This is a genomic window from Myroides gitamensis (assembly GCF_029894455.1).
Classification (GTDB): domain Bacteria; phylum Bacteroidota; class Bacteroidia; order Flavobacteriales; family Flavobacteriaceae; genus Flavobacterium; species Flavobacterium odoratum.
The window spans coordinates 1,454,981-1,479,990 of the sequence record NZ_JARYHN010000001.1 but is presented as its reverse complement, the minus strand read 5'-3'; the positions used below and the strand labels follow the sequence as shown (position 1 = coordinate 1,479,990).

The following is a 25,010-nucleotide window of genomic DNA, read 5'->3' as shown; positions in this document are numbered from 1 at the left end:
TATGTAGTAAAGGATGAAAGTCGTATCCGACACTCTGTCGTGCCATAGACTATATAGTCTAATTGTTCTTATGTATACAAACGGGGATTACCTATAACAGAATGCCGATTATAAGGCTATAGGTTTTGCCCTTGAATATCTGGAGTGGTAACGGAGCTTCCGTAGTAGTCTGAGCAGGATAACGACCTGTACATGGCAAAGGGAAGCAGTTAAAGTAGTTTTAATACAATTAACGAAAAATGTGAGAGACATTATGAGAAATTCAGAAGGAGTATTAAACAGTCTTGCCAAACACAGCAAGCTATCAGCCTATAAGTATGAAAGGCTTTATCGTGTTTTGTTCAACAAACAAATGTACTACGTTGCTTATCAGCGTATTTATGCAAAACCGGGAAATATGACACCTGGTTCTGACGGAAAAACTGTTGATGGAATGAACTTAGTTCGAATTGAAAAACTGATACAATCATTGAAAGATGAGAGTTATCAGCCCCAACCTTCAAAAAGGATTTATATCCCAAAGAAAAATGGGAAAGTACGTCCACTAGGAATACCAGCTTTTAATGACAAACTGGTGCAGGAAGTGATAAGGATGATTATAGAGGCTATTTACGAAGGGCAATTTCAAAATTGTTCCTATGGATTTAGACCTAATCGAAGTTGTCATACTGCTCTGGCGCAAATTCAAAAGACATTCAATGGAGCGAAATGGTTTGTAGAAGGGGATATAAAAGGATTTTTTGATAACATTAATCATCAAGTTATGATTGATATTTTAAGAGAACGCATCTCTGATGAACGATTTATTCGCCTAATAAGAAAGTTTTTAAATGCGGGATACATTGAAGATTGGAAGTTCCATAAAACTCGAAGTGGGACACCACAAGGAGGAATTATTAGTCCAATTCTAGCTAATATCTATCTAGATAAATTGGATAAGTATGTAATGGAATACATCCAAAAGTTTGATAAAGGGGAGAAGCGCAAAACAAATAAAGCTCGTATTGAATATGAGTACGGAAAAAGGCTTGCTGTGGTAAAACTAAAAAAAGTAATAGACAAAGACGAAAGAAAAATAATCATCAAACAAATTAAAGCTTTTGACAAGGGAAGGTCCTTAATCTCATGTGGAGACGAAATGGATTGCGATTACAGAAGAATGAAATATGTGAGATATGCAGATGATTTTATAATTGGAATAATTGGGAGTAAACAAGATGCTCTAAGAATTAAAGAGGACATCAAGAGTTTTCTTGAATCTAAATTGAAACTTGAGTTATCAGAAGAAAAGACCTTGATTACCCATTCAGAAAAGTCTGCCAAATTTCTCGGATATGAAATCTATGTTCGTAAATCTAATCTAACTAAAAGAAATAAAGTAGGTCATATAAGAAGAGCCTTTAATAAAAAGGTGTATTTAAAACTAACTACAGATGTGATGAAAAAGAAGTTGCTCGAATATGGAGCATTGGAAATTAAAACACACAATGGAAAAGAGCAATGGAAACCCAGAGCTCGAGTTCAGTTTATAAACAATGATGACCTTGAAATTTTAGATAGATATAACTCAGAAATCAGAGGTTTCTACAATTACTATTCAATAGCTAATAATGTTTCGATGATGAGTGCCTTTAAGTACATTATGGAGTATAGTATGTATAAAACATTAGCACGTAAATACCGAACAACTGTTGTAAAGATTGCTCGTAAGTACAAGCAAAACAATGTGTTTACTATACACTTTAAGAATAAGAAAGGCGAAAATAAAATCAGAGTCTTTTACAATGATGGTTTTAAACGCAAGAACCCAAATCATCAGTCATGGTTAGATAACAACATATCACCATTTAGCATCACTACAACTAGTCTAGTTGATAGGCTTAAGGCTAATGTGTGTGAATTGTGTGGAGCTAAGGATGGAAATTTACATATGCATCATGTAAGAAAACTCAAAGGTTTAGATAACAAAAAACCTTGGGAGAAACATATGATTGCAAGGCATAGGAAAACTATTGCCCTTTGTCCTAGATGCCATAAACTGACTGATATGGGAAAGAAAGACTGATACTTTAATGGAGAGCCGTATACGCTGGAAGGTGTACGTGCGGTTCGGGGGCGAGCATTTGGAAACCTACCATAGAAATATGATAAGGCGCTGGGTGCTTAGCCTACATCATAAAATTCTTTTTCCGATTGTAACCATCATCATTATGGAGGTCTTTATCAATAAAATGAGAAGACTTAAAGGGATTCGAAAACTCATCTTGATTGAAGAGGCTTGGAAGGCCATCGCTAAAGAAGGAATGGCGGAATACATAAAGTATCTCTTTAAAACCGTTCGAAAGTTTTTTGGAGAAGCCATCGTGGTAACACAGGAAGTAGATGACATCATTCAATCGCCCATTGTAAAGGAAAGTATCATTAACAATTCTGATTGCAAAATCCTCTTAGACCAGCGCAAGTATATGAACAAATTCGATGATATACAGGCGATGTTAGGATTGACCGACAAAGAAAAAGGACAAGTGCTTTCCATCAACATGAACAACGATTCCAGCCGACTTTACAAAGAAGTTTGGATTGGATTAGGAGGAACAGATTCCGCCGTATATGCGACCGAAGTGAGTATGGAGGAATATTTAGCCTATACCACCGAAGAAACGGAGAAAATGGAAGTCATGCAATTGGCTTCCGAACTAGGTGGCAACGTAGAACTCGCTATTAAACATATCGCCATGCAAAGACGTAACCACTCAGAGCAATAATCATTATCAATTATCTAACAACAAGCTTACAAAGCTTGATTTAAAATCAAATAAAATGAAAAAAGTAATTTATCTGCTGTCTATGGCATTCATGCTAATTGCAGCACCATCAGCAAAAGCTCAATTTGTAGTTACTGATCCAGCAAATCTAGCATCGGGTATTCTTAACTCTGCCAATGAAATCCTTCAAACTTCTTCGACCGTAAGTAATGTCGTTAAAAACTTCAACGAAGTAAAAAAAGTGTATGAGCAAGGAAAAGAGTATTACGACAAGTTAAAAGCAATCAACAACCTAGTAAAAGATGCACGCAAGGTTCAACAAACCGTATTGCTAGTAGGCGATGTATCGGAAATGTATGTGAATAATTTTGGCAAAATGATGAACGATCCCAATTTCTCTCCACAGGAATTAGTTGCTATCGGTAATGGTTATTCAGCACTACTCAATGAAAGTGGGGAACTACTAAAAGAGCTAAAGCAAATTGTAACCTCTTCAAGTCTTTCACTGAATGACAAAGAGCGTATGGATGTGATTGACCGAGTATATAAAGAAGTGAAAGAATACCACAGTTTGGTACGCTACTACACCAATAAAAACATTTCAGTTAGCTATTTAAGAGCGAAAAAGAAGAATGATTCCAAAAGGGTACTTGACCTATATGGAACTGCTAACCAAAAATATTGGTAAAGATGGAATGGAATAATCTTCACCAGCTTCTGCGATCGCTTTACGATGACATGATGCCTCTTGCAGGTGATATGGCAGCAGTAGCAAAAGGATTAGCAGGATTGGGTGCCTTGTTTTATGTAGCATTAAAAGTTTGGCAAGCATTAAGTCGAGCCGAACCCATTGATGTATTTCCGTTGCTTCGACCTTTCGCTTTAGGACTATGTATCATGTTTTTTCCAACTATTGTTTTAGGAACTATTAACGGCGTATTAAGTCCCATTGTTACAGGAACGCATGACATACTCGAACATCAAGTACTCGATCTAAACAAGCTGCAAGAGCAGAAAGACCGATTGGAATACGAAGCAATGGTCAGAAATCCAGAAACAGCTTATATGGTTTCAGACGAAGAATTTGACAAAAAACTGGATGAATTAGGCTGGTCACCTTCGGACATCGGAACAATGGCAGGAATGTATATGGATAGAACAGCTTATCAGGTAGAAAAAGCACTAAAAGATTGGTTTCGCAATTTATTGGAAATACTTTTTCAAGCAGCCGCTTTGGTGATTGATACCATACGAACGTTTTTTCTCATCGTCCTATCCATACTCGGACCAATAGCGTTTGCAATCAGTGTTTGGGATGGTTTTCAGACCACCCTCACCCAATGGATTACAAGATACATAAGCGTTTATCTCTGGCTACCTGTCTCTGATCTATTCAGTTCCATGCTTGCCCGAATTCAATCGCTGATACTCGAACGAGACATCGCTATGCTAGCCGATCCGACCTATATACCTGATACCAGCAATACGGTTTATATCATTTTTATGATCATCGGTATTGTGGGTTATTTCACGATTCCAACAGTAACAGGCTGGATTATTCAGGCAGGTGGTGCAGGAAACTTCACTCGAAATGTAAATCAATCGGCAATGAAAGCTGGAAATATTGCGGGAGCCGGAGCTGGTTCAGCTGCAGGAAATATCGGTGGCAAATTGATGGGAAAATAAGAACAATCAAACATGAAAGAAAATGGAATTTAAAACATTAAGAAATATTGAAAACAGTTTTCGCCAAATTAGGCTGTACGCCCTTGTATTTGCCGTACTCTGTATAAGCGTTGTAGGATATGCCGTTTGGCAATCCTACCGCTTTGCGGAGCAACAACGCCAAAAAGTTTATGTCTTAGACAATGGCAAATCTCTGATGCTTGCTTTATCGCAAGATGCAAGTATCAACAGACCTGTAGAAGCGAGAGAACACGTAAAACGATTTCACGAACTCTTTTTTACACTTGCTCCCGACAAAAATGCAATTGAGAGCAACATGAAACGTGCGTTTAATCTTGCCGATAAAAGTGCCTTTGATTATTACAAAGACTTATCCGAAAAAGGTTATTACAGCAGGATTATTTCGGGCAACGTACAGCAACGCATAGAAGTTGACAGCGTTGTTTGCAATTTCGACACCTATCCTTATTCGGTGAAAACCTATGCTAAACAGTTCATCATTCGTTCCAGCAACGTCACCAAACGCAATCTGATTACTTCTTGCTATCTCTTAAACTCTGTTCGATCTGATAACAATCCTCAGGGATTTAATATCGAAAAGTTTGCGGTCATAGAAAACAAAGATGTGGAAGTCATGGAACGCTAAAATTCAGGATATGAAAAAATTAAGAGCAACTATAACGGATTATTTTGACAAGCTGAATGATCGATTTAGTGCACTACCGCTAAGAAAGCAAAAGCAATACACGCTGTACTTTTTTGTAGGGTATCTCCTACTAACAGCCATTGTCATTTGGAAGATATGGTACGATGCAGGCAAGTCGTATAAAACCATCGATATCAAGCATATTGAAAACCCTGTACTTAAAAAAAAGAAAGCGTCTACAAGCCTACAGGACACCTTACTACTATTTAAAAAACAAGAATTATGAAAGAAAATGAAGACAAAAAATCGGTGGTTCGGGTAACCGAGGGAATCCCGAAAGATCAAGTTGATCTGTTACAAAGCAGGACACAAAACGCTAAAGACAAGCTCAAAAAACCTTTAATTTTCGGTTTAATGGGCATCGTGTTTACAGCTTGTATGTACCTCCTTTTTAAACCGTCAGAAGATAAAAAAGCATTAGAAAACATTGGGTTAAATGATGCTGTACCGCAAGCAACAGTGCCAGGTATGCTCGATGATAAAGGCAAAGCTTATGAACAGGAAATGTTCGAAAACAAAGAACAAGAAAAACGCAATGCCTTGGCTACACTTTCAGAGTATTGGAATACAGAAGAAAGTCAAGAAAACCTGAATAATGAATCATTCGCTAACGAAGATGAAAGCTACGGTTTTGGTGGAAATAGAAATGCATCACGAAACAATAATGCTGGATTGAACAGTTACCGAAACATGCAAAATACTTTAGGTTCTTTCTATCAAGATGATTATTCAGAAGCTGCTGAACTCCGCAAACAATTGGATGATTTAAAAGAACAATTAGCCGAAAAAGACGTCCCAAAAGTTGCAACAGTTGACGATCAATTGGCTTTAATGGAAAAATCATATCAAATGGCTGCAAAGTATCTTCCTTCTAGTACCAATACGGAAAACATTACAACTCCATCTATTGAAAGTACAAGCGCAAAACCTACGAGTCAAAAAGAGCATTTTGTATCCTTTACATCTGCAAGAAAGAACCCCGTATCCGCCTTATATCGTGAGCCTACCGACAGTGCTTTTTTAGCAGATTGGAGCGAAACTCGAAACCGTGGTTTTTATACCGCAGGATCGGTTGCCCAAGTCGTACAGCCAAAAAACAGCATCAAAGCCTGTGTACACGAAGCACAAACGGTAATTGGAGAAACAGGTGTGAGATTGCGCTTATTAGAGGCTGCTCAAACTCCCGAACGTACAATTCCCAAAGGAACCATCGTAACAGCCAATACCAAATTTCAAGGCGGACGTTTACAGCTAAAAATTAGTTCGGTAGAATTAGATGGAAATATTATTCCCGTAGATATCACTATTTACGATTTAGATGGACAACAAGGTTTGTATGTTCCGTACAATCCTGAGATGAATGCACTAACTGAAATGGCTGGTAATATGAGTCAGACTGGCGGTACCTCCATTATGATGACTCAAAATGCAGGGCAGCAAGTTGCCGCAGATTTAAGTCGGGGCGTGGTTCAAGGTATTTCGGGCTATTTCGCCAAGAAAGTACGCACACCAAAAGTAACCTTAAAAGCAGGTCATCAAGTCTTTCTGGTTTCTAAAAAATAATGTTGAACACAAATAATAAAAAAGATGAAAAATAATTTAAAAACCCTTTGGTTTATCGCCCTTATATTCAGCTTTGCTGTATCTTCTTATGCTCAAGATAGCATAAAAACCCCACTGGCATTAGGCAAAATCGAACCTTATCAAATGGAAGTTACTTACGATAAAACATCGCATTTGATCTTTCCTACCGCTATTCGTTATGTGGATTTGGGAAGTGAATTCCTCCTTGCAGGAAAAGCAGAAGATGCGGAAAACGTGTTGCGTGTAAAAGCATCGGTACGAGATTTTGAAACCGAAACTAATTTTTCTGTAATTACCAATGACGGTCGTTTTTACAGTTTTAATGTGTTTTACAGTCCTTACCCAGAGGTATTGAATTACGATCTTTTGACGATGCAAAAAGCTGTGGACAAAGCGGGTGGTAATGACGTCCTTTTTGAAGAATTAGGAACTAATTCACCTTCATTGGCTGGATTGCTTTTAGAAACTATTTACAAAAAAGACAAGCGTACAGTCAAACACATTGGGGCTAAAAGCTTCGGTATTCAATTTATTCTAAAAGGAATATACATCCACAACGGCAAATACTACTTTCATACAGAAGTAAAAAACAAAACGAACGTTCCTTTTCAGATTGACTTTATCAATTTCAAAGTTGTAGATAAAAAAGTAGCCAAGCGAACTGTCATTCAAGAACGCTCCATGATACCGCTTCGAACTTATAAACCACTTACAGAAATTTCAGGACAAGCTACTGAGCAGAATGTGTTTCTGTTAGATCAGTTTACCATTGCCAATGACAAGGTACTCGTGATTGAGATCTTCGAAAAAAACGGAGGAAGACATCAAGTCCTTCAAGTTGAAAATTCAAATTTAATCAACGCTCGTTTGGTAAACGATATGCATCTGAAATTTTAATAACCTAAAAACAATTTAGAATGAAAAAGTATATCTATACCGTCGTACTGCTTTTTGTAGCGATGACGGTCGCACAAGCACAGCGAATGTTACCTAAACAAAAAGGATTGGAAATTAGCACAGGCATCCTTTCCAAAGACAAAATCGGAAATGATTATTACCTCCATATCGCAATGACAGTCAATGGAAAAAATGGAAATTATCAGCTTTGGGCATTGGAATATACGCACCAATACCACAAGTATAAGAGCATTCGCATTCCTCAAGAAACCTATACCGCTGAAGGAGGTTACAGTTTCTTTCTGTTAGGTGATTCTAGAAAAAACATCACGCTAAATGCAGGAATAACAGGCGTAGTCGGTTATGAAAACATCAACCGCAACGAGACAATATTGTTTGATGGAGCCAAAATACTAAATGACAACAACTTCGTTTACGGAGCTGGCGGACGACTTTCACTTGAAACCTACCTATCAGATCGATTGGTGTTAACCTTGCAAGGTCGCACAAAAGTTTTGTGGGGTACAGATTTACAGCAGTTCCGACCATCGGCAGGCGTTGGATTACGATTTAATTTTTAAAAATAGAAACCATGACAGCAATATTTAATAAATTAAAAACAGGATTACTATTGCTAATCCTTTCAACATCTTTTACGCTGGTATCTTGTAGCATAGATGACGAACTTGAAATACAAAACAATTTTCCTTATGAAATCAATGTAATGCCAGTACCTAAAGAGGTTGCTGATGGACAAACCATAGAAATACGCATTACCATTCTGCGTACAGGCAATTACCATAATACACAATACTATTTACGATACTTCCAATTTGATGGAAAAGGAACATTGCGATATTACGATGATGCTCCTTATCTCCCAAATGATCTCTACTCATTGCCCACTGAACAGTTTCGCTTGTATTACACTTCAAATTCAACAATATCACAAGCTTTTGACATTTGGATTTCAGATAGCTTTGGTAATGAAAAACAATTGAATTTCCAGTTTAACAGCGTTAATTAAGATAGAAAGAAATCCTGCCCAAAAAGTAGGATTTCCTCTTTTTATGAAATGCTGAACGCATATTTTTTCGTATTTTTAAAAGGTAGATTTAAAACTTTTATTATGATTGCATCATTGGTTATCGGAATACTATTTTTGGTTGGAGGATTGGCACTTCGTTACTGGATTAACAGAAGAAAGTTTTACAGACGTAGTCCAATGGGCGCAGAAGGATTTTCTTCTTATGAGAGTTCTGTCTTTATTAAACTTCTTGAAAGGATCGGTAAATGGATAGCTTACGCAATGATAATTTTCGGATTATTAGCGTTATGGGCTTATTCTCGTGAGAAAAAGAGAAGGAAAAAGCAACTATCGAACAACCTGTTCAACGTAAATAATTTTTATAAATACCTCTTTAAAATAAATTGGACAACCTAAAAGTTTTCCGATTTTATGTTTTTTAAGGGTATCAACCATATCAATAATACTACTCACATATAAGCAAATTTTATGAAGATTGTATTTTCGTATCGGAAGCACTTTACTATCTTTGTAGTAATATATAGAAAAATCTTAAAGTGTTTTTACTTTAAGTCCCACATTGAAAACTGGTAATTTTTAAGACAACGGGACAATAAGGAAGAACGCTCATGCCATAGGCGTGGGCGCTCGCTTATTCTATCAGTGCCTCAATGTCGGTGTAAGCGTAGTTGCCTGCGCTTTATTTTTTGTGCAGAGCTACATCAACCTTTAAAAGATATTGTATATGGAAACTGGTACTGCACAACAAAAAATCAATCTCGCATTTATCAATGATAAAAGTCCTTTTCTGGATTGTATTTATAATGAACTCATTGCTTCCGGATTTGAAGTGTTTTTCTGTTCAGAAAACATTGATGAAGGATTATCGCAATTATCTTCATTAACAGAACTGCCCAACGTTTGTATTTTTGATCTCGACTTTTACGACAAAAATATATTGGCGCAGCTTCAGGAATTCAGAACGAAATATCCCCAAATTAAACTTATTGCCCATAGTGATATTGACAATGAAAAAGTTGGCAAGAAGCTTTTGGGTATTGGTTTTTCGACCTATTTACTAATTGGTAGTGATGCTGATCACTTTAAAAAAGCTATCTATAGCAATTAAAGACTATATTTTATAATAATTCAACGAAAGAACATGAGTAATATGCTTTGGGTAATTATACTACCAATGATACATGATGAATTTTTCGCTACCTTCTCGATCAATATAAAAAACACCATAGTAAATTGAAATATCCAAACTAAAATTTAGGTATATTTACTATTAATTTTGATACAGTTATGTCAATTACACAGGCTTTGTCTCCTACATCATATTTCCAAGATAACCACAAATTGATAGCATTATATCCACTATCGGAATCTCAACTGTTATCAAATTTGCAATTCCTTAAAGATCGAATTAAGGTTATTTTTTTAGAGAAAGGTAATACCATCACCATTGATTTTAAAACTTATGATCTTTCGGATGATGCTTTGTTTTTTGTGAATGTAAATCAATATGTGTGGATTGATCATATTACAGGCGAATCTAATAAAATAATCGGTTATAATAGAGATTTTTATTGTATACAGATACATGATAAGGAAGTTGCTTGTGATGGTTTATTATTCAGTAACGTATTACAGTTACCCATGATTCAATTAGCAACTGAAGAATCTAATAAAGTAAAAGAATCATTAAGAGAAATACAAGATGAAATGGACTTAGCAGATTCGTCAACTGAAGAAATGTTAAGAATTTATCTAAAAAAATTAATTATATTTTCAACTCGTATTTGGAAAAAACAAAATTTAGAAAACAAAATCAGTTCGAATATACCTCTCGACGTAGATTTGTTCAGAAACTTTAGTCAATTAATAGAAATACATTACCGTTCAAAGCATTCGGTCAGTGATTATGCCGATCTTTTGGAAACTTCTCCCAAGATCTTAACAACGAAATTTAAAAAATTAAATCTTGAAAACCCAAATGAATACATTAAGAATCGTATTATATTAGAAGCAAAAAGATTATTAATATACACCTCATTAAGTATTAAGGAAATTGCATATACGTTAGGATATGATGATCCTGCCTATTTTAATCGTTTTTTTGTGCAAAGAATGGGACAATCACCTTTGAACTTCAGGAACGAAAACTCAACAAACACCTAATAATCCAACAATAAAAACCAAAAAATTATAATTATCGCCATAAAAAAGAAAAAAGTACAATACTTAATGAAATTCGTCTAATGATTCAGATGGTAAACCACAATACCTTTGTCCTATCAAAATTAAATAAGTACATAAGATGAAAAAATTATTATTAACAAGCGCAATTGCATTAACTCTAAATTCATTAAGTATGGCACAACAAAGTAAACCAGCAGCAAATGATTTAAATATTTCTAAAGAAACTAGAGATTTTTTAAATGTATTAAACCAAGGAGGCGGATCCCCATTGGAAACTTTAGCACCCAAAGATGCTAGACAGGTATTAGTAGATGCTCAAGCATCTGTAGATTTTGATTATTCTGATATTCAGGAGTCCGAAAAAGTAATTAGATACAATGGACAAGATCTAACATTGCATATTGTAAAACCTCTTCATGCGAAGAAAGATTCACCCGTTTTTATGTTCTTCCACGGCGGTGGTTGGGTATTAGGAGATTATCCTACACATAAAAGATTGGTTCGTGATTTAGTAGTACAAAGTGGAGCTGTAGCAGTTTTTCCTGATTATACTCCGTCACCTGAAGCGCAGTTTCCGGTAGCGATTAATCAAGCATATGCAGCAACAGTTTGGGTTGCAGAAAATGGGAAAGAGATTGGAGTTGATGGCAGCAAATTAGCAGTCGTTGGAAACAGTGTCGGAGGAAATATGGCTGCTGTGGTGGCTTTAATGGCAAAAGATAAAAATGGGCCGACAATTCAACAACAAATTTTATTATGGCCAGTAACTGATGCCGATTTTACCAGACGTTCTTATGATAAATTCGCACAAGAAAGATTCCTTACAACACCATTAATGCAATGGATGTGGGATAATTATTTGCCTGACGCAGAAAAAAGAAAAAACAAATACGCATCACCATTGCAAGCGAGTCTTGAAGAATTAAAAGGATTACCTCCAGCATTAGTACAAGTGGCAGAAAATGACATTTTACATGACGAAGGTGAAGCTTATGCCCGTAAGTTAGATGAAGCTGGCGTACCGACAACAATTACTGAATACAAAGGTTTTATTCACGATTATGGAATGTTGAATCCCTTAGAACATATACCAGCAGTTAAAACATCCATTATTCAAGCATCAGCGGTATTAAAATCTGCATTATTTGCGAAATAATAAATAGTTTAGCTAAACACAAATAGTCCGATTAAATCGGACTATTTGTGTTTAATGACGTTTAAAACATAGATGCTAGATATCAAAAAATATGACCATTATCTAATTATTGATTTCTGATAGAATAGAATTACTTTTTGAATTTCGCAAATGACTGGTAAACAGCATAATCACGAACTATTTCCATGTCAACCAACAGTTGTTCCCATTCCAAAACATGTGGTTGCTTTAATGTAACATTCTTAAAATGTTCGATATCTTCATTCCAAGCCTCATAAACTAAAAACTCTTCGGGTTTCTGAATGTTCTGATGAATTGTTGCATGCATAAAATTCTCCTGCTCATCTATTTTTTTAAATAAATTTGTAAGTGCTTCTTTAAATTTTTCGTAGTTATCAGTCTTTGCTGTAAATTTAATTACGAGAGTAAACTTTTCCATTGTAAAGGGATTTAATTATTTATTATAGAAATTCTTTTGAATTCTTTTGCAAAGATAATGTTAACGTATTTATATTTGTAACATAGTATCAAAAAGTAACTGTAACCTTTCGGTAACCAAGTAACATATGACAGCGATAAAAGCACCAAACAACGAATGCGATGCACACGTACGAGCAGTAAATGATGCTATGTATGTGCTGAGTGGCAAATGGAAAATTTCAATTCTTGCGTCTCTTTGTTTTAACCAAAACCGTAGATTCACGGATTTACTCAATGACGTGAATAGAATATCTAATAAAATGTTGAGTAAAGAACTCAAAGAATTAGAATTAAATAAGCTTGTTACTAGAACTGTTCTTGACACACGCCCTGTTACCATATTATATGAACTAACTGACCATGGAAAAAAATTAACAACTGTGATTCGAAGTCTTTCAGATTGGGGAACGGAGCATCGTGAAGAGATTAGAAAAACATAAGGTAATGTGTAATACTGGTGGTGCTGAAGTTTTGTTTCACTTTTTTACCATTTTCAATGTTTATTTTTCCCATTTCTGACATTTTTTTTATTCGTTTAAAGAGCCGGAGTATGCTTTGTTTCGTTTCACGAGCATAAAAGTTTCGTGTTTAGCAGCAACAAGGTTTTGGCAAAAAAATACGCCCCGAATGGGTGGAGATTATTTTGCAAACCCGAAGGGCATGACCTTTTTGCTGTGTATAAGAATACGGAAATACCTTTGCTCTTGAAATGGGACAAAACAGCATACTGGCTCTTGAATAAAAAAATGAATTGGAAGTAATGAAAATGACTTTGTGCAAATGGGCTATGTGATTACACAACCTGCTCACTGGTTTGACCGTGTTTTTTTTCTTGTAGAAAGAAGTGGCTTCAAAAGCCACGGAAAGGGTATTGAAGAAAATATTGAAATGGATATGGTTGGCATTTTCTCAATATCCTTGACCAAAGATCCGATCAAAGCTATTTTATGTGCGGTGGGATTAGCAAAGGGTAAATAAATGTGCTTTGATGATAAAAATAGGGGTAAAAGAATCAGGACCGTTAAGATTACTGCTTTTTTGTAGAGATTGTTTCCAAGGTTTTTCCTAAAAAGTGGAATGTACTTACACCAATTAAATAATATAAAAACACGATTTAACTACAATATTCATTGATTTAGCTACGATAGCCGTTTCGCAATTATTCAATTTTGCATCATAAACTAAAACAAGTAAAAAATGGAAGCAAAAAAAGTATGGTTTGTAACTGGTGCATCAAAAGGACTAGGCCTAATTTTAGCGAAGAAATTATTACAACATGGCTATCGTGTTGTTGCTACTACACGTACTCTAGAATTCCTAGAAAAAGAAATCGGAAGCACCACCGCTCTCTTTTTGCCGCTTGCGGTCAATTTAGCGGACAACAATGATGTAAAAACTGCCATTGAAAAGAGTATCGCGCATTTTGGTAGAATTGATGTCGTTGTGAACAATGCTGGTTATGGTCAAATTGGAACATTGGAAGAACTGACTGATGATGAAGCAAGAGGAAACTTTGAGATTAACGTTTTTGGAACGTTGAATGTTGTTAGAAATGCAATGCCTTATTTAAGAAAGCAAAAATCAGGACATATCTTTAATGTTTCATCGGTAGGTGGTGTTTTTGCTGGTTTTCCTGGTTGGGGTATTTATTGTGCTACAAAATTTGCTGTTGCAGGATTTACCGAAGCATTAGCCGAAGAGGCAAAAATATTTGGGATAAACGCTACAGTAGTTTACCCGGGTTATTTTAGAACGGATTTTCTCTCTAAAGGTTCTGTAAAAACACCGGATTTGCCGATGCAGGAGTATGAAACTGCTCGACAATCTGAACAGGCACATCTTGAAAGCATCAGTGGTAATCAGCCCAATGATCCCGAAAAAGCTGCGGATGTATTGATTGCGATCAGTCAAGAAAAAAATCCTCCTTTACACTTGTTGTTAGGCAATGATGCTTACGACATTCTGAAAAGAAAAATTGAAATCATGACAAACGATGTTGTACAATGGAAAAAACACACGCTTTCTACGGCATTTTAATATCGATTATTTTCTTAATCATAGGTTGTATAAATATTAAACAAATACCAATGGAACAAAATAAAACAATAGAAGAAACAAAAGATTATATCGGTATGTGGGTAACGAAAGATGGTTATATTCGACACGAATTACTACCCAATAACCGATATGACGAAGTACGTGGAAACCAAAAAAGTGCTTATCAGGGTAATTATAAAATTTCTGGCAATCATATTGATTACAAAGATGACACAGGATTTACAGCAGACGGTGTATTTAAAGACGGTATTTTATATCACGCTGGGATGATTTTATATAAAGAAAAAAACTAAATTAGCATTATGGAAAAAACATTCCGCCTTGATTCAATAGCCCAGTTTCACTCATTCTGTAACCTACCTAATCCAGAACATCCGTTGATTAGTTTGATTGATTACAGCAGGGTTTCCTATCCCTTTGATGATACAAATGTAAAATGGATTCAGAACTTTTATACGATTGGATTAAAGCGGAATGTCAATGCTAAATTCAATTACGGACAACAACAGTACGATTTCAATTCGGGTGTTTTGTCTTTTATTTCACCACTTCAATTTTTGAATCTAGAAATCAATCAAGATATTATAGCAGAACCAACGGGTTGGTTATTGCTTATCCATCCCGATTTTCTTTGGAATACCTCTTTGGTAAAAAAAATAAAATCTTTTGATTTTTTTCAATATGCGGTAAATGAAGCTCTTTTTCTATCAGACAAAGAAGAGAAAATTATAGCTGATATTCTTTTGAAAATAGAACAGGAATATCAATCCAATATGGATAAATATAGTCAAGAACTTATTGTTACTCAACTCGAAATGTTACTCATTTATGCAGAACGCTTTTACGAACGTCAGTTTATCAACCGAAGAAAATCAAACCACGAACTGTTAGCGCGGTTTGAAACATTACTTTCGGAGCATTTTGAAAGCAACAAATTAGCAGAAAAAGGAATACCTACTGTAGCTGATTTTGCTGAAAAACTAAACATTTCACCTAATTATTTAGGAACACTTTTACGCTTACACACCAAACAAAATACCCAGCAGCACATTCAAAACAAACTGATTGATTATGCCAAACAGCAATTGAGTACAACTAATTTGTCAGTGAGTGAGATTGCATTCGAATTGGGATTTGAACATCCACAATCCTTTAGTAAATTATTTAAACAAAAAACAAAGCAAACACCTTTGGAATTTAGGCAGTTTTTCAACTGATAAATTGTAAACGCTATTATTACCTTAAATACATTTCATTCACAAATAATTCAAATACATATTTTTAAAACAAAATATCCAATAAAAGCTCCTTTATGCGCTATGAATTTACAGTGGAAGAATAAATGTGCTTTTAGGACGGAAAAATAGGGGCATAAAAAAAGCAGGATTTCTAAATCCTGCATAACTCAGCTATTTCTCTTTTGACTTGATTTAAATTTATTCCTTTACAACAATCATAAGCGATGTTATTTCATAGAGCCCACAAGTGAATAATTTCGTAAATTTGAAGTAAAGAATGAGCTCTCAACACGTAACAATTAATGACAGATAAGGATACAAAAAGACTAACTAGATTAACCTCCATTTTAATTCAATTACAGTCTAAAAGACTTCTAACGGCGAATGAACTTGCAGAGAAATTCGAAATAAGTAAACGAACCATTTATAGGGATATTAGAACTTTGGAACAAGCTGGTGTTCCGGTCTTGACGGAGGAAGGAAAAGGCTACACCTTAATGGAAGGATACCGAATTCCTCCTGTTATGTTTACTGAAAACGAAGCCAATGCTTTAATTACGGCCGAACAATTGGTACGAAAGAACAAAGATGCTTCATTGGTGAAGGATTATACAGATGCTATCCATAAGATAAAAGCTGTCTTACGGAATAACACAAAAGATAAAGCCAATTTGCTTTCGGAAAGAATTTTGTCTGCGCAGAATTTAGAAAATAGTCGTACCAGTAATAATCTGTCGATTTTACAACTGGCATTAACGAATTTTAATCTTGTTCAGATTCAATATTATTCACCATATAATAACGAAACAACCCAACGAACCATAGAACCGTTTGCTATTTATACCACGCAAGAGAATTGGTTATTGATTGCATTTTGTCGTCTACGTAAGGATTACAGGTCATTTCGACTCGATCGTATTAAGAGTTTACTCGTGTTAACTGATTCTTTTGAAAAACATAAAATCACGTTTGAAGAATATATTGAAATGACATTAAAAAAATGTGATTAACCCTTGCCATAGGGTTGTCACAGTTGTGTTTTATTTTTGTAGTGCATTTAAAAATATAGAACAAAATGAACAATCAAACCATTCAAAAATTTCAGATCATTGGAATTTCAACTCGTACAATTAATACAAATGGACAATCGGCAATTGACATTGAAGTATTATGGCAAAAATTCTGGAAGGAAGAAATTCAAAGTCAAATACCTAATGTGATTAGTGATGAAATTTATGCTGTTTATACAGATTATGAAACTGATTTCACTGGTGCTTACACCACCATTATTGGTCTGCCTGTAAGTTCATTGGCTATAATTCCCGATGGATTTGTCGGTCTCGAAATAGAAACTTGCACGTACCAGAAACTTGTATCAAAAGGAAAGATGCCCGAAGCTGTCGGAAACACTTGGCTGGAAATATGGGCTGATAAAGAATTAAATTCAAAACGCGCTTACAAAGCTGATTTTACAATCCATGGCAAAAAATATTATCACGGAAATGATGCGGAAGTGGAAACTTATCTTTCGGTTACTGAGTAAATAAGCCCTTAAAACCAAACTTAGTACTCCTTCTTAAATTGATCGGTTTAAGAACCGAAAGTAAGGGTGTTGAAGAAAATAATGAAAAGGAAACAGGAAGGGATTTGCTTCAACACTCTTAATCAAAAATCCATTCAAAGCTCTTTTATGTGCGGTGGATTTGCATGGAAAAAATAAATGTGCTTTGAGGATAAAAAATATGGAAGTAAAAAAGCAGAGTCGCTAAACTCTGCTCAATTGTATTGTTAACAATCTAACTACCATCAATTCCATCCATTAATTTGCGAATATCTTCATAACGGTAATACATCAATCCGCCTATTTTAGTATAGGGTAGGGTTTCGTTTAACCTAAGATTTTGAAGAGTACCTGCCGAAATTCCCAATAATTTTCGCACCTCATAACTTTTAAGCCATTCCTTTTGTGTGTGGTCGGTGTTTTTTAAATTAAGCCTACTTCTTCGAATTTCTGCAATTAATTCTTGTTTAAAAACCTCTAGATCATCCTTTGTTATCAATTCTACTTTCATTTGTACACTTTTTAAACGATTAAAATTTTATTTCACAATGGCTTTAATTGTTTTTCAGCCATTATGTATACAAATGAATCCAAATTAATTGATCTTATATATAAAGTAGTGTTCAAGGGCATTACTTGGCTTCTAAAGGAAGCTTTGTAATCGCTTTTTGTTGTAGGGTAGCCATTTTTAATTGTAAGTTCTGCATATCCTCACTTAATTTATGCTCTACTACTTTTGCATAGATCTGTGTTGTTCGGATCGTTGTATGTCCCAACATTTCACTTACAGATTCTATCGGCACACCATTACTTAGAGTTACCGTAGTTGCAAACGTATGACGTGCAAGGTGAAAAGTTAGATTTTTTTTGATATGACAGATATCGGCAATTTCTTTAAGATAACCATTCATCCGCTGGTTAGATATCACAGGGAATACAGTACCATTGGCAACAGCAACAGGATGTTTTTTATAATTATCAATAAGAATTTCTGCTTCGGGTAATAGAGGAACTTTTACCAAAGTATCTGTTTTTTCCCTCCTAGTCATCAACCATTGTTTACCATCGATACCTTGTACAATATTTTCAGGCGCAAGATTAGAAATATCAATATATGCAAGTCCTGTATAACAACTAAAAAGAAACATATCCAATACAGACTGTAAACGCTCGATTGAAAATTGTTTATTTGCTAACACAAAAAGCTCTTCTTTACTAAGATGACCTCTTTCAACTTTTTCAAAATGCAATCTATATTTAATAAACGGATCCTTTTCAAGCCATTCTAACTTAACAGCAAAATTGACCAACTTTTTAAGTCGTTCCAAATGCTTCATTACACCATTATTGTTTAACGGTTTATGGTGGTCTGTGGGTTCATAATTATGCAGAAAATTTTCGAAATCTAAAATCGTTTTGTAGTTAAGGCTTGTCAAGGAAATATCACTCTTCTTATATTTTTGCTTAAGGAATTTTTCTAAATAAGACTCCGTGGTGCTATAATTTTTAAGTGTACCTGGCGCTAGTCTTCCAGTTTCGACCTCTTTATGATATTTCGAGAGCTTGATGAGCGTCATAACCTCTGGTTCATCTTCACCGAGATATAAGGATTTGACAGCATTAACCGTGACTGTTTTACGTTCTTGAATGAGTTGATGATAAGCATCTGTAATAAGCGAACGAACTCTTTCAATATGATTATTCAGTTTAATCACTTCTTCTCGTTTTCCTTTCGCTTTTCCTTTCGCTTCATCCCAAGCCTTAGCTGATACTTTAGATTTCAAAGAAATCTCTGATCTGCGACCATTAACCGTTATGCGGGCATAAACAGTTGCCATTTCACTTTTTTGTTGCTTGGGTAATCTGATTACAAATTGAATCCCAAAGGTGTTCATTTTCTTCATATCCATTTACTTTGTGTTTAACTGGAATGCTTTGTGGCAGTTCTGAAGTTGAGTAAATTCAATCACTCACCATAAAAGAGTTAAACAATATGAAAAAGCATCAAAATAAATGAATCAACAATCTGATTACTAATTATTTAAATACAATTCCGTGAGCGAATTTAAATAATAAAAAGACTCACCGAATTACTCACATTTACATTGATATATATTGACGGATTATGATATGAAATAAAACAAAAAACCCGCAAATCCATAGAATTTGCGGGTTTCTGATAACACTTAGTGTTAGTGTTGTCGGGGTGGCAGGATTCGAACCTGCGACCTCCTGGTCCCAAACCAGGCGCGATGACCGGGCTACGCTACACCCCGAAGAAGCGGAGAGACAGGGACTCGAACCCTGGCGACCGTTACCAGTCGACAGATTAGCAATCTGCTCCGTTACCACTCCGGCACCTCTCCTGAAAACTGAGGAATCCCTCATTTTTACTGGAGCAAACATACCATTACTTTTTATTTTATGCAAATAATTTTAAATCAAAAATAGAAGAAAATAACACGGTTTTTTTTACTCCATTAAGTATGAGGTGGATATGGTTGAAAAAAAAATAAAAAAAGAAGAGGGTTACATGCCTTTTATTCCAAAACCACCCTATTTTAAAGGGAAGAAGAGGAGTTTGATTTAAATTATCTCGTATCTTTGTGCCAGAAATAAAGATAGAGCGAAGAAAAAAAAGCATTTCTAGCCTAAATCAATGCAGCAATTTATGAAATTTGATACAACCCTAACTTTTTCAAGTGATCGCTTGAAGTTTATTATTGTAAATGACCAATACGTAGAAGACATCTTTAGAGAGTTAACCCCAACAGTGGCTAAGTTCTTACCTTTTATCCCTACTCAAAAAAAAGAAGATACTTTTGGCTTTGTAGCGTATAGCTTAGGTCAATTAGAAAAAGAACAAGACATTACTCTACTAGCGATAGATAATCAGACAGGAGAATTTATTGGATGTTGTGGAGTCCACGATATTTGTGATGAATCTATTTCGATTGGGCTTTGGATTAAAGAAAGTGCAAATGGAAAAGGATATGGAAAAGAAATCGTGAAAGCCTTAGAGCAATTTGTTTTTGATCACTTAACTGTTGATTACTTAATTTACAATGTAGAACGAAACAATGCTGGCAGTATTAATATCGCAGAAAAATTAGGTTACGCGTACCACAGTGATTTCAAGCGCAACATCAGTGAAGAAAAAATATTGGATATGTTGCATTACCGCAAAGCTAATGTAGCCAAGCAATAAATTCAACTCAAAATAAGAGATAAGAAAGTTCAGTTTGATTCGAAAGAATAAAATTGAACTTTTTTTGCATAACAACCCGAATAAACATGAAACAAAGATCCTCCTATACGCCAGAAAATCTTGCTAAACTTCCTTTTTTAGAGGAAGTAGATCGCGAATTGATAACCTTGTTACAAGCCTTGCTTCAAGGAGAAACGAATTGGTCAGATGTACTGTTCCAAGTAGAAGAAGCTGAGGAGTTATCCGTGGTTCATCCTTGTATCCTCTCTATTGTATTGGGAAACATAAATCAAGAAGTGGCGTTGATTGAACGAGAAGTGCAACTAAGGCTTCTCGCGGTATTGCTGCAAAAGATGGGAAAACACTGGAATAACTATCGTTCAGTTGCTATACCGAATACAGTAGCCTGGATAGAGCAGTTAATTGAAAATCCAACAGAAGAGATACTAACAGAGGAACAAACCAAGCAAGTTTGGTTTCACTTGTTGCAACTCTTTTTAGATGCGCAGCAAGACCTGAATCAAATGGCAACCTACAATTTGATTCAGGCAGGGATAAAACAAGAGGTTTGTATGATTGTAGCGATGTTAGCTCCGCAAGAGCGAAAAATATTTGCAGACAATGAAGCATGGGAAGCCTCTCGATTGAGATATAGAAAGATCCAAGAGGAAGATAAGACCTTACTGCAAAACCATTTTACACCTGCAGTAGGGAAGTATTTGAGTATAGATGCCTTAAATCATCCTGTATTGGTACAAGCTTATATTCAACAATCACAAGCAGAAATGCAACAGGGAACTTGTTTAGTGCTGATGGCTTTTGAGCGTGAAACGGAAGTGTTTATTGGGTGTTTAACCCTTAATGATATCAATCAAGATACTGCCGAAATTGGATTGTGGGTGCGTGAAGACCAACAAGGAAAAGGGTATGGAAAAGAATTACTCAATCAAGCAATTTCGATTATAGAAGAAAGTATTCCGACGAATGAAATCATTTATACCGTTGAAAAAGAGAATCACAAAAGTATAGCCTTGTGTGAGAATATGGGATTTCAATTCGACAAGGAGTTAATCCTAGAACCTACCCTTTTAAAGAATAAATACAGGGAGATGTTGCGTTATAGTAAAACGGTAAAGGAGAAACAATAAAGAGTTGTTCCAACTGTAATACGAAGAAGAAACAGCAATAGTTGCGTTTACTTGTCCAAATGAGATAAAAAAAATAGCGAGGGTTACTCGCTATTTTTATATCGTTATAAGAGAAAAGAGAAAGATCTGTGCATTAGAATTTGTAACGCACGGCAATACCTAAGTCTAGGTATAAACCATCTCTGTATGAATTGTTCAAGTACAATTCTGGACGTGCATCAATGGCAATTTGCAACGGAATATCCAAATTGTATTCCAATCCCACTGTTCCCGTTAATAGACCAAAAGTTCCATCATCTTTGTATCGATATCCATGATCATGGTATTTGTAGTCATAGGTTCCTACAGCCGCACCAGCACCAGCAAACCAATTCAGATTACCCTCAATATTCCAAACCCATTCGTACAATCCAGTAACCTTAACTGTATTGTAGTTATGGTTGTCTCTAAAACCAAGGTTAACCTCTAATCGATTGTTGCGCATTAAATCTCTTTGGTAAGAAATCTCTGTACCTAGTCCTGAATTTGCTCCAAAACGCAAACCAATAGCATTTTTAGGCCCTTTTTGTGCAAAAGATGCCGTAGTAGCAAGTCCAACTAATCCAATTGAAAGCAGCAATTTTCTCATTTTCTTATTTAATTTTTAGTTTAAGAGTGCAAAAATAAGGAATCCAAGAGGATTATAAAAGAGGCACGTGTAAATGAATTAAAGTGATAAAATTCATTTTTTTGTTGTCAATTTTAAATAAAGGATTTATCTTTGTCGCTTAATTATCAGGAATTTTTCTAAAAACAAGTAGAAAAATAGCAACCTGCAACAACAAGCAAGGTGCTGCAAACGATAAGCCAGTAATGGAAAAAATGTTGTATATACCGCGCTTAGGTATGATTTATGTAGTATTTTTTTTCGTTCGGTACGCGTTGTTACTTGACTTTAGAATAGAAAAAAATGAACTATGTCAGACAATAAATTCTACACCCTCATTCCGTTTTTTGTATTTGTAGCTGTCTTTTTAGGTAGTGGAATAGCTTTAGACAACTTTTATCAATTGCCATCGCCTATAGCAATTAGCTTAGGGATTATTACGGCTTTTGTGCTTTTTTATAAAACGCCAATTAACGATCGCATAACCGCACTTATTGAAGGTTGTGGGGATAGTAAAATTATCACCATGTGTTTGATTTATTTGCTAGCTGGTGCTTTTGCAACCATTACTAAAGCAATTGGCGGGGTTGATGCTATGGTGAACATCGGTTTACAGTATATCCCAGTGGCTTATCTAGGTGTGGGGATTTTTGTAATCTCTTGTTTCTTATCTCTTTCTATCGGAACATCAGTAGGAACGATTGTCGCCTTAGGGCCTATCGTCGTAGGATTAGCGGAAAAAACAGGTAGCTCGATGGGATTGCTTTGTGGTGCGCTATTAGGAGGAGCTATGTTTGGAGATAACCTTTCTATTATTTCAGATACTACGATTACAGCAACCCAAACCATGGGCTGTGAGATGAAAGATAAATTCAAAGCCAACTTTAAAATCGCTATCCCAGCTGCACTATTGACGATTGTCGTTTTGGTTTTTATGAAAAATGATGCCGTAGATGTTGCTTTGACGATAGATGAACAGGCCAATTATGTATTGTTGATTCCTTATGTATTGACGATTGTATTGGCTTTGGTGGGCATTCAGGTTTTCGTTGCTTTGTTCTTAGGGATTCTATCGGCGGGTATTATTGGTTTAGTACAAGCGGATTTTGATTTGGTCGGTTTAGCGAATCATACGTATGATGGGTTTACTTCTATGACAGAAATCTTCTTGTTGTCTATGTTAACAGGTGGTTTAGCCCGTATGATTGAACAACAAGGAGGAATTGTATGGATATTAAGAAGCATGCAAAAACGAATTCGAACCAGTAAAGGGGCTGTTTTTGGTATTGCCTCTCTCGTTTCAGGGATTGGAGTTTGTATGGCAAATAACACCGTTTCTATTTTAGTAGCAGGAAATTTAGCAAATGATGTTGCAACTGAATACAAACTGAATCGTCCGTATGTAGCCTCCGTGTTGGATATTTTTGCTTGTATTGTACAGGGAATTCTGCCATATGGGGCTCAAATCCTTATCTTACTGAGCTTTACAGATAAGAAACTAGGGTATCTTGAATTGGTTTCTCAAGGATACTACTTTGCTTTTCTATTTTTAGTGACGGTATTTTACATGGTGTTCTTTAGAAAAGAGGTACAAACCGCTTAAAATAGTTATACCGAATTACAAAATGTTTATATTTGCGCTTTGTCAAAACAAAATTTGAATATACATGAAATTATTAGAAGGAAAGATAGCAATTATTACTGGTGCTACACGTGGAATTGGTAGAGGTATAGCAATAGCGTTTGCAGAGCAAGGGGCTAATGTAGCTTTTACTTATAGCTCATCTGTACAAGCAGCAGATGAATTAGTAAGCGAATTAGTAGCTTTAGGAGTTCAAGCAAAAGGATACCAATCAAATGCAGCTGAATATGCAGCAGCAGAACAATTGGTAGATGAGGTTTTGAAAGACTTTGGTAATATTGATATTTTAATTAATAATGCAGGTATTACAAAAGATAACTTATTAATGAGAATGTCGGAACAAGATTTTGATGCAGTTATCGAAGTAAACTTGAAATCGGTGTTTAATATGACAAAAGCTGTACAGCGTACCATGTTAAAAAATAGAAAAGGTTCTATTATTAATATGAGTTCGGTTGTAGGAGTAAAGGGAAATGCAGGTCAAGCGAATTATGCGGCGTCTAAAGCAGGGGTAATTGGATTCTCTAAATCAGTAGCTTTAGAATTAGGATCTAGAAATATCCGTTGTAACGTAATTGCACCAGGATTTATCGAAACAGAAATGACTGGAAAATTAGCAGAAGACGTAGTGAAAGGATGGACAGATGCTATTCCATTAAAACGCGGCGGAAAACCAGAAGATATTGCAAATGCATGCGTGTTCTTGGCTTCAGAAATGTCAGCTTATATTACAGGACAAGTAATCAACGTGGATGGAGGAATGTTAACCTAATCCATTTTTAAAATAGAGTCAAGAGGGTGCCTTAAAAGGGCGCCCTCTTTTTTTTTTGTGTTGTAATGGCGAATGATATTCGCCTTTTTGTAGGAACAGTTTGTTTAAAAGGAAATAGGAATGTTGTATTGACGAAAGGTATTTGCCTTTGTGGAGGAGGAGTTTCTTTGAAAGAAAAAGCAAATGTTAAAAATATTTGATTTATAGACGAAAAAAGGATAATTTTAAGTT

The 25,010-nt window shown here is 35.4% G+C and carries 28 protein-coding genes, 2 tRNA genes, 1 pseudogene and 1 riboswitch; of the genes and pseudogenes, 25 read left to right on the top strand and 6 right to left on the bottom strand.

The features are described from left to right. The first annotated feature begins 253 nt into the window (after positions 1–253). The 14 genes and pseudogenes from ltrA to M2306_RS06360 all read left to right on the top strand — a co-directional run bounded on the left by ltrA (position 254) and on the right by M2306_RS06360 (position 12,026). Positions 254–2,065, top strand: a complete 1,812-nt coding sequence (ltrA, locus tag M2306_RS06425; protein WP_259190170.1) for a group II intron reverse transcriptase/maturase — start codon at positions 254–256, stop codon at positions 2,063–2,065. 109 nt (positions 2,066–2,174) lie between these two features. Beyond that, positions 2,175–2,765: pseudogene (locus M2306_RS06420) on the top strand (TraG family conjugative transposon ATPase); the annotation flags it as partial. Positions 2,766–2,847: 82 nt separating this feature from the next. Continuing rightward, a complete protein-coding gene (locus M2306_RS06415) occupies positions 2,848–3,453 on the top strand; it encodes a DUF4141 domain-containing protein (RefSeq protein WP_374759773.1) in 606 nt (201 codons plus the stop codon). 2 nt (positions 3,454–3,455) lie between these two features. Then, positions 3,456–4,451: a conjugative transposon protein TraJ gene (traJ, locus tag M2306_RS06410; protein WP_259190175.1), complete on the top strand. Its 996-nt coding sequence runs from the start codon at positions 3,456–3,458 to the stop codon at positions 4,449–4,451. A 22-nt stretch (positions 4,452–4,473) separates the two neighbouring features. Further along, complete coding sequence (traK, locus tag M2306_RS06405; protein WP_259190177.1) at positions 4,474–5,097, top strand: conjugative transposon protein TraK; 624 nt, start codon at positions 4,474–4,476, stop codon at positions 5,095–5,097. 10 nt (positions 5,098–5,107) lie between these two features. Next, positions 5,108–5,383, top strand: a complete 276-nt coding sequence (locus M2306_RS06400) for a nitrogen regulatory IIA protein (RefSeq protein ID WP_259190181.1) — start codon at positions 5,108–5,110, stop codon at positions 5,381–5,383. Further along, complete coding sequence (gene traM / locus M2306_RS06395) at positions 5,380–6,720, top strand: conjugative transposon protein TraM (protein WP_259190183.1); 1,341 nt, start codon at positions 5,380–5,382, stop codon at positions 6,718–6,720. The genes M2306_RS06400 and traM overlap by 4 nt, the downstream gene beginning before the upstream one ends. A 24-nt stretch (positions 6,721–6,744) precedes the next feature. Further along, complete coding sequence (traN, locus tag M2306_RS06390; RefSeq protein ID WP_259190187.1) at positions 6,745–7,638, top strand: conjugative transposon protein TraN; 894 nt, start codon at positions 6,745–6,747, stop codon at positions 7,636–7,638. Positions 7,639–7,658: 20 nt separating this feature from the next. Beyond that, positions 7,659–8,219: a conjugal transfer protein TraO gene (locus M2306_RS06385; RefSeq protein WP_259190189.1), complete on the top strand. Its 561-nt coding sequence runs from the start codon at positions 7,659–7,661 to the stop codon at positions 8,217–8,219. 11 nt (positions 8,220–8,230) lie between these two features. Further along, positions 8,231–8,665, top strand: coding sequence for a DUF3872 domain-containing protein (locus tag M2306_RS06380; protein ID WP_259190192.1), 435 nt, complete (start codon positions 8,231–8,233; stop codon positions 8,663–8,665). Positions 8,666–8,767: 102 nt separating this feature from the next. Beyond that, a complete protein-coding gene (locus M2306_RS06375) occupies positions 8,768–9,082 on the top strand; it encodes a molybdenum ABC transporter permease (protein WP_259190194.1) in 315 nt (104 codons plus the stop codon). 328 nt (positions 9,083–9,410) lie between these two features. Beyond that, complete coding sequence (locus M2306_RS06370) at positions 9,411–9,794, top strand: response regulator (RefSeq protein WP_259190195.1); 384 nt, start codon at positions 9,411–9,413, stop codon at positions 9,792–9,794. Between the two features lie 179 nt (positions 9,795–9,973). Further along, a complete protein-coding gene (locus M2306_RS06365; protein ID WP_259190197.1) occupies positions 9,974–10,849 on the top strand; it encodes a helix-turn-helix domain-containing protein in 876 nt (291 codons plus the stop codon). 193 nt (positions 10,850–11,042) lie between these two features. Then, on the top strand, positions 11,043–12,026 hold the full coding sequence (locus tag M2306_RS06360; protein WP_259190201.1) for an alpha/beta hydrolase: 984 nt from the start codon (positions 11,043–11,045) through the stop codon (positions 12,024–12,026). 130 nt (positions 12,027–12,156) lie between these two features. Here M2306_RS06360 and M2306_RS06355 read toward each other — a convergent pair whose 3' ends face one another. Beyond that, entirely contained in the window at positions 12,157–12,465 is a 309-nt protein-coding gene (locus M2306_RS06355; protein ID WP_259190202.1) for a putative quinol monooxygenase, read from the bottom strand. Between the two features lie 127 nt (positions 12,466–12,592). Between M2306_RS06355 and M2306_RS06350 the strand changes: the two genes are divergently transcribed. The 7 genes from M2306_RS06350 to M2306_RS06320 all read left to right on the top strand — a co-directional run bounded on the left by M2306_RS06350 (position 12,593) and on the right by M2306_RS06320 (position 17,345). Further along, positions 12,593–12,946, top strand: a complete 354-nt coding sequence (locus M2306_RS06350) for a winged helix-turn-helix transcriptional regulator (protein WP_259190203.1) — start codon at positions 12,593–12,595, stop codon at positions 12,944–12,946. Between the two features lie 340 nt (positions 12,947–13,286). Then, positions 13,287–13,484, top strand: coding sequence for a hypothetical protein (locus M2306_RS06345; RefSeq protein ID WP_259190204.1), 198 nt, complete (start codon positions 13,287–13,289; stop codon positions 13,482–13,484). Positions 13,485–13,703: 219 nt separating this feature from the next. Further along, positions 13,704–14,543 (top strand): SDR family NAD(P)-dependent oxidoreductase, encoded by an 840-nt coding sequence (locus M2306_RS06340; protein ID WP_259190206.1) that lies wholly within the window; start codon positions 13,704–13,706, stop codon positions 14,541–14,543. A gap of 50 nt (positions 14,544–14,593) precedes the next feature. Next, entirely contained in the window at positions 14,594–14,857 is a 264-nt protein-coding gene (locus M2306_RS06335; protein WP_259190207.1) for an Atu4866 domain-containing protein, read from the top strand. Positions 14,858–14,866: 9 nt separating this feature from the next. Next, entirely contained in the window at positions 14,867–15,781 is a 915-nt protein-coding gene (locus M2306_RS06330) for a helix-turn-helix domain-containing protein (RefSeq protein WP_259190210.1), read from the top strand. A gap of 323 nt (positions 15,782–16,104) precedes the next feature. Continuing rightward, positions 16,105–16,812, top strand: coding sequence for a helix-turn-helix transcriptional regulator (locus M2306_RS06325; protein ID WP_259190212.1), 708 nt, complete (start codon positions 16,105–16,107; stop codon positions 16,810–16,812). 65 nt (positions 16,813–16,877) lie between these two features. After that, a complete protein-coding gene (locus tag M2306_RS06320) occupies positions 16,878–17,345 on the top strand; it encodes a GyrI-like domain-containing protein (RefSeq protein ID WP_259190214.1) in 468 nt (155 codons plus the stop codon). A 253-nt stretch (positions 17,346–17,598) separates the two neighbouring features. Here the strand turns inward: M2306_RS06320 and M2306_RS06315 are convergent, their stop codons facing one another. The 4 genes from M2306_RS06315 to M2306_RS06300 all read right to left on the bottom strand — a co-directional run bounded on the left by M2306_RS06315 (position 17,599) and on the right by M2306_RS06300 (position 19,729). Continuing rightward, positions 17,599–17,874 (bottom strand): helix-turn-helix domain-containing protein, encoded by a 276-nt coding sequence (locus tag M2306_RS06315; RefSeq protein WP_259190215.1) that lies wholly within the window; start codon positions 17,872–17,874, stop codon positions 17,599–17,601. Between the two features lie 121 nt (positions 17,875–17,995). Further along, on the bottom strand, positions 17,996–19,267 hold the full coding sequence (locus M2306_RS06310; RefSeq protein WP_259190240.1) for a site-specific integrase: 1,272 nt from the start codon (positions 19,265–19,267) through the stop codon (positions 17,996–17,998). Positions 19,268–19,564: 297 nt separating this feature from the next. Continuing rightward, positions 19,565–19,639: transfer RNA gene (locus M2306_RS06305), tRNA-Pro, on the bottom strand. A gap of 6 nt (positions 19,640–19,645) precedes the next feature. Beyond that, positions 19,646–19,729: transfer RNA gene (locus tag M2306_RS06300), tRNA-Ser, on the bottom strand. 305 nt (positions 19,730–20,034) lie between these two features. On the opposite strand from M2306_RS06300, the gene M2306_RS06295 reads away from it, so the two are divergent. After that, complete coding sequence (locus tag M2306_RS06295; RefSeq protein ID WP_259190216.1) at positions 20,035–20,571, top strand: GNAT family N-acetyltransferase; 537 nt, start codon at positions 20,035–20,037, stop codon at positions 20,569–20,571. A gap of 86 nt (positions 20,572–20,657) precedes the next feature. Next, positions 20,658–21,719 carry a GNAT family N-acetyltransferase gene (locus M2306_RS06290; RefSeq protein ID WP_259190217.1) on the top strand — a complete coding sequence of 354 codons (1,062 nt, stop codon included), beginning with the start codon at positions 20,658–20,660 and terminating at the stop codon, positions 21,717–21,719. A gap of 133 nt (positions 21,720–21,852) precedes the next feature. Here the strand turns inward: M2306_RS06290 and M2306_RS06285 are convergent, their stop codons facing one another. Beyond that, entirely contained in the window at positions 21,853–22,347 is a 495-nt protein-coding gene (locus M2306_RS06285; protein WP_115090244.1) for a hypothetical protein, read from the bottom strand. 138 nt (positions 22,348–22,485) lie between these two features. Beyond that, a riboswitch (SAM-I-IV-variant riboswitch) is annotated at positions 22,486–22,591 on the top strand. An 84-nt stretch (positions 22,592–22,675) separates the two neighbouring features. On the opposite strand from M2306_RS06285, the gene M2306_RS06280 reads away from it, so the two are divergent. Both M2306_RS06280 and fabG read left to right on the top strand, forming a co-directional pair. After that, on the top strand, positions 22,676–23,968 hold the full coding sequence (locus M2306_RS06280) for a Na+/H+ antiporter NhaC family protein (protein WP_259190218.1): 1,293 nt from the start codon (positions 22,676–22,678) through the stop codon (positions 23,966–23,968). Between the two features lie 64 nt (positions 23,969–24,032). Then, positions 24,033–24,779, top strand: a complete 747-nt coding sequence (fabG, locus tag M2306_RS06275; RefSeq protein WP_115090246.1) for a 3-oxoacyl-[acyl-carrier-protein] reductase — start codon at positions 24,033–24,035, stop codon at positions 24,777–24,779. Positions 24,780–25,010 lie beyond the last annotated feature (231 nt).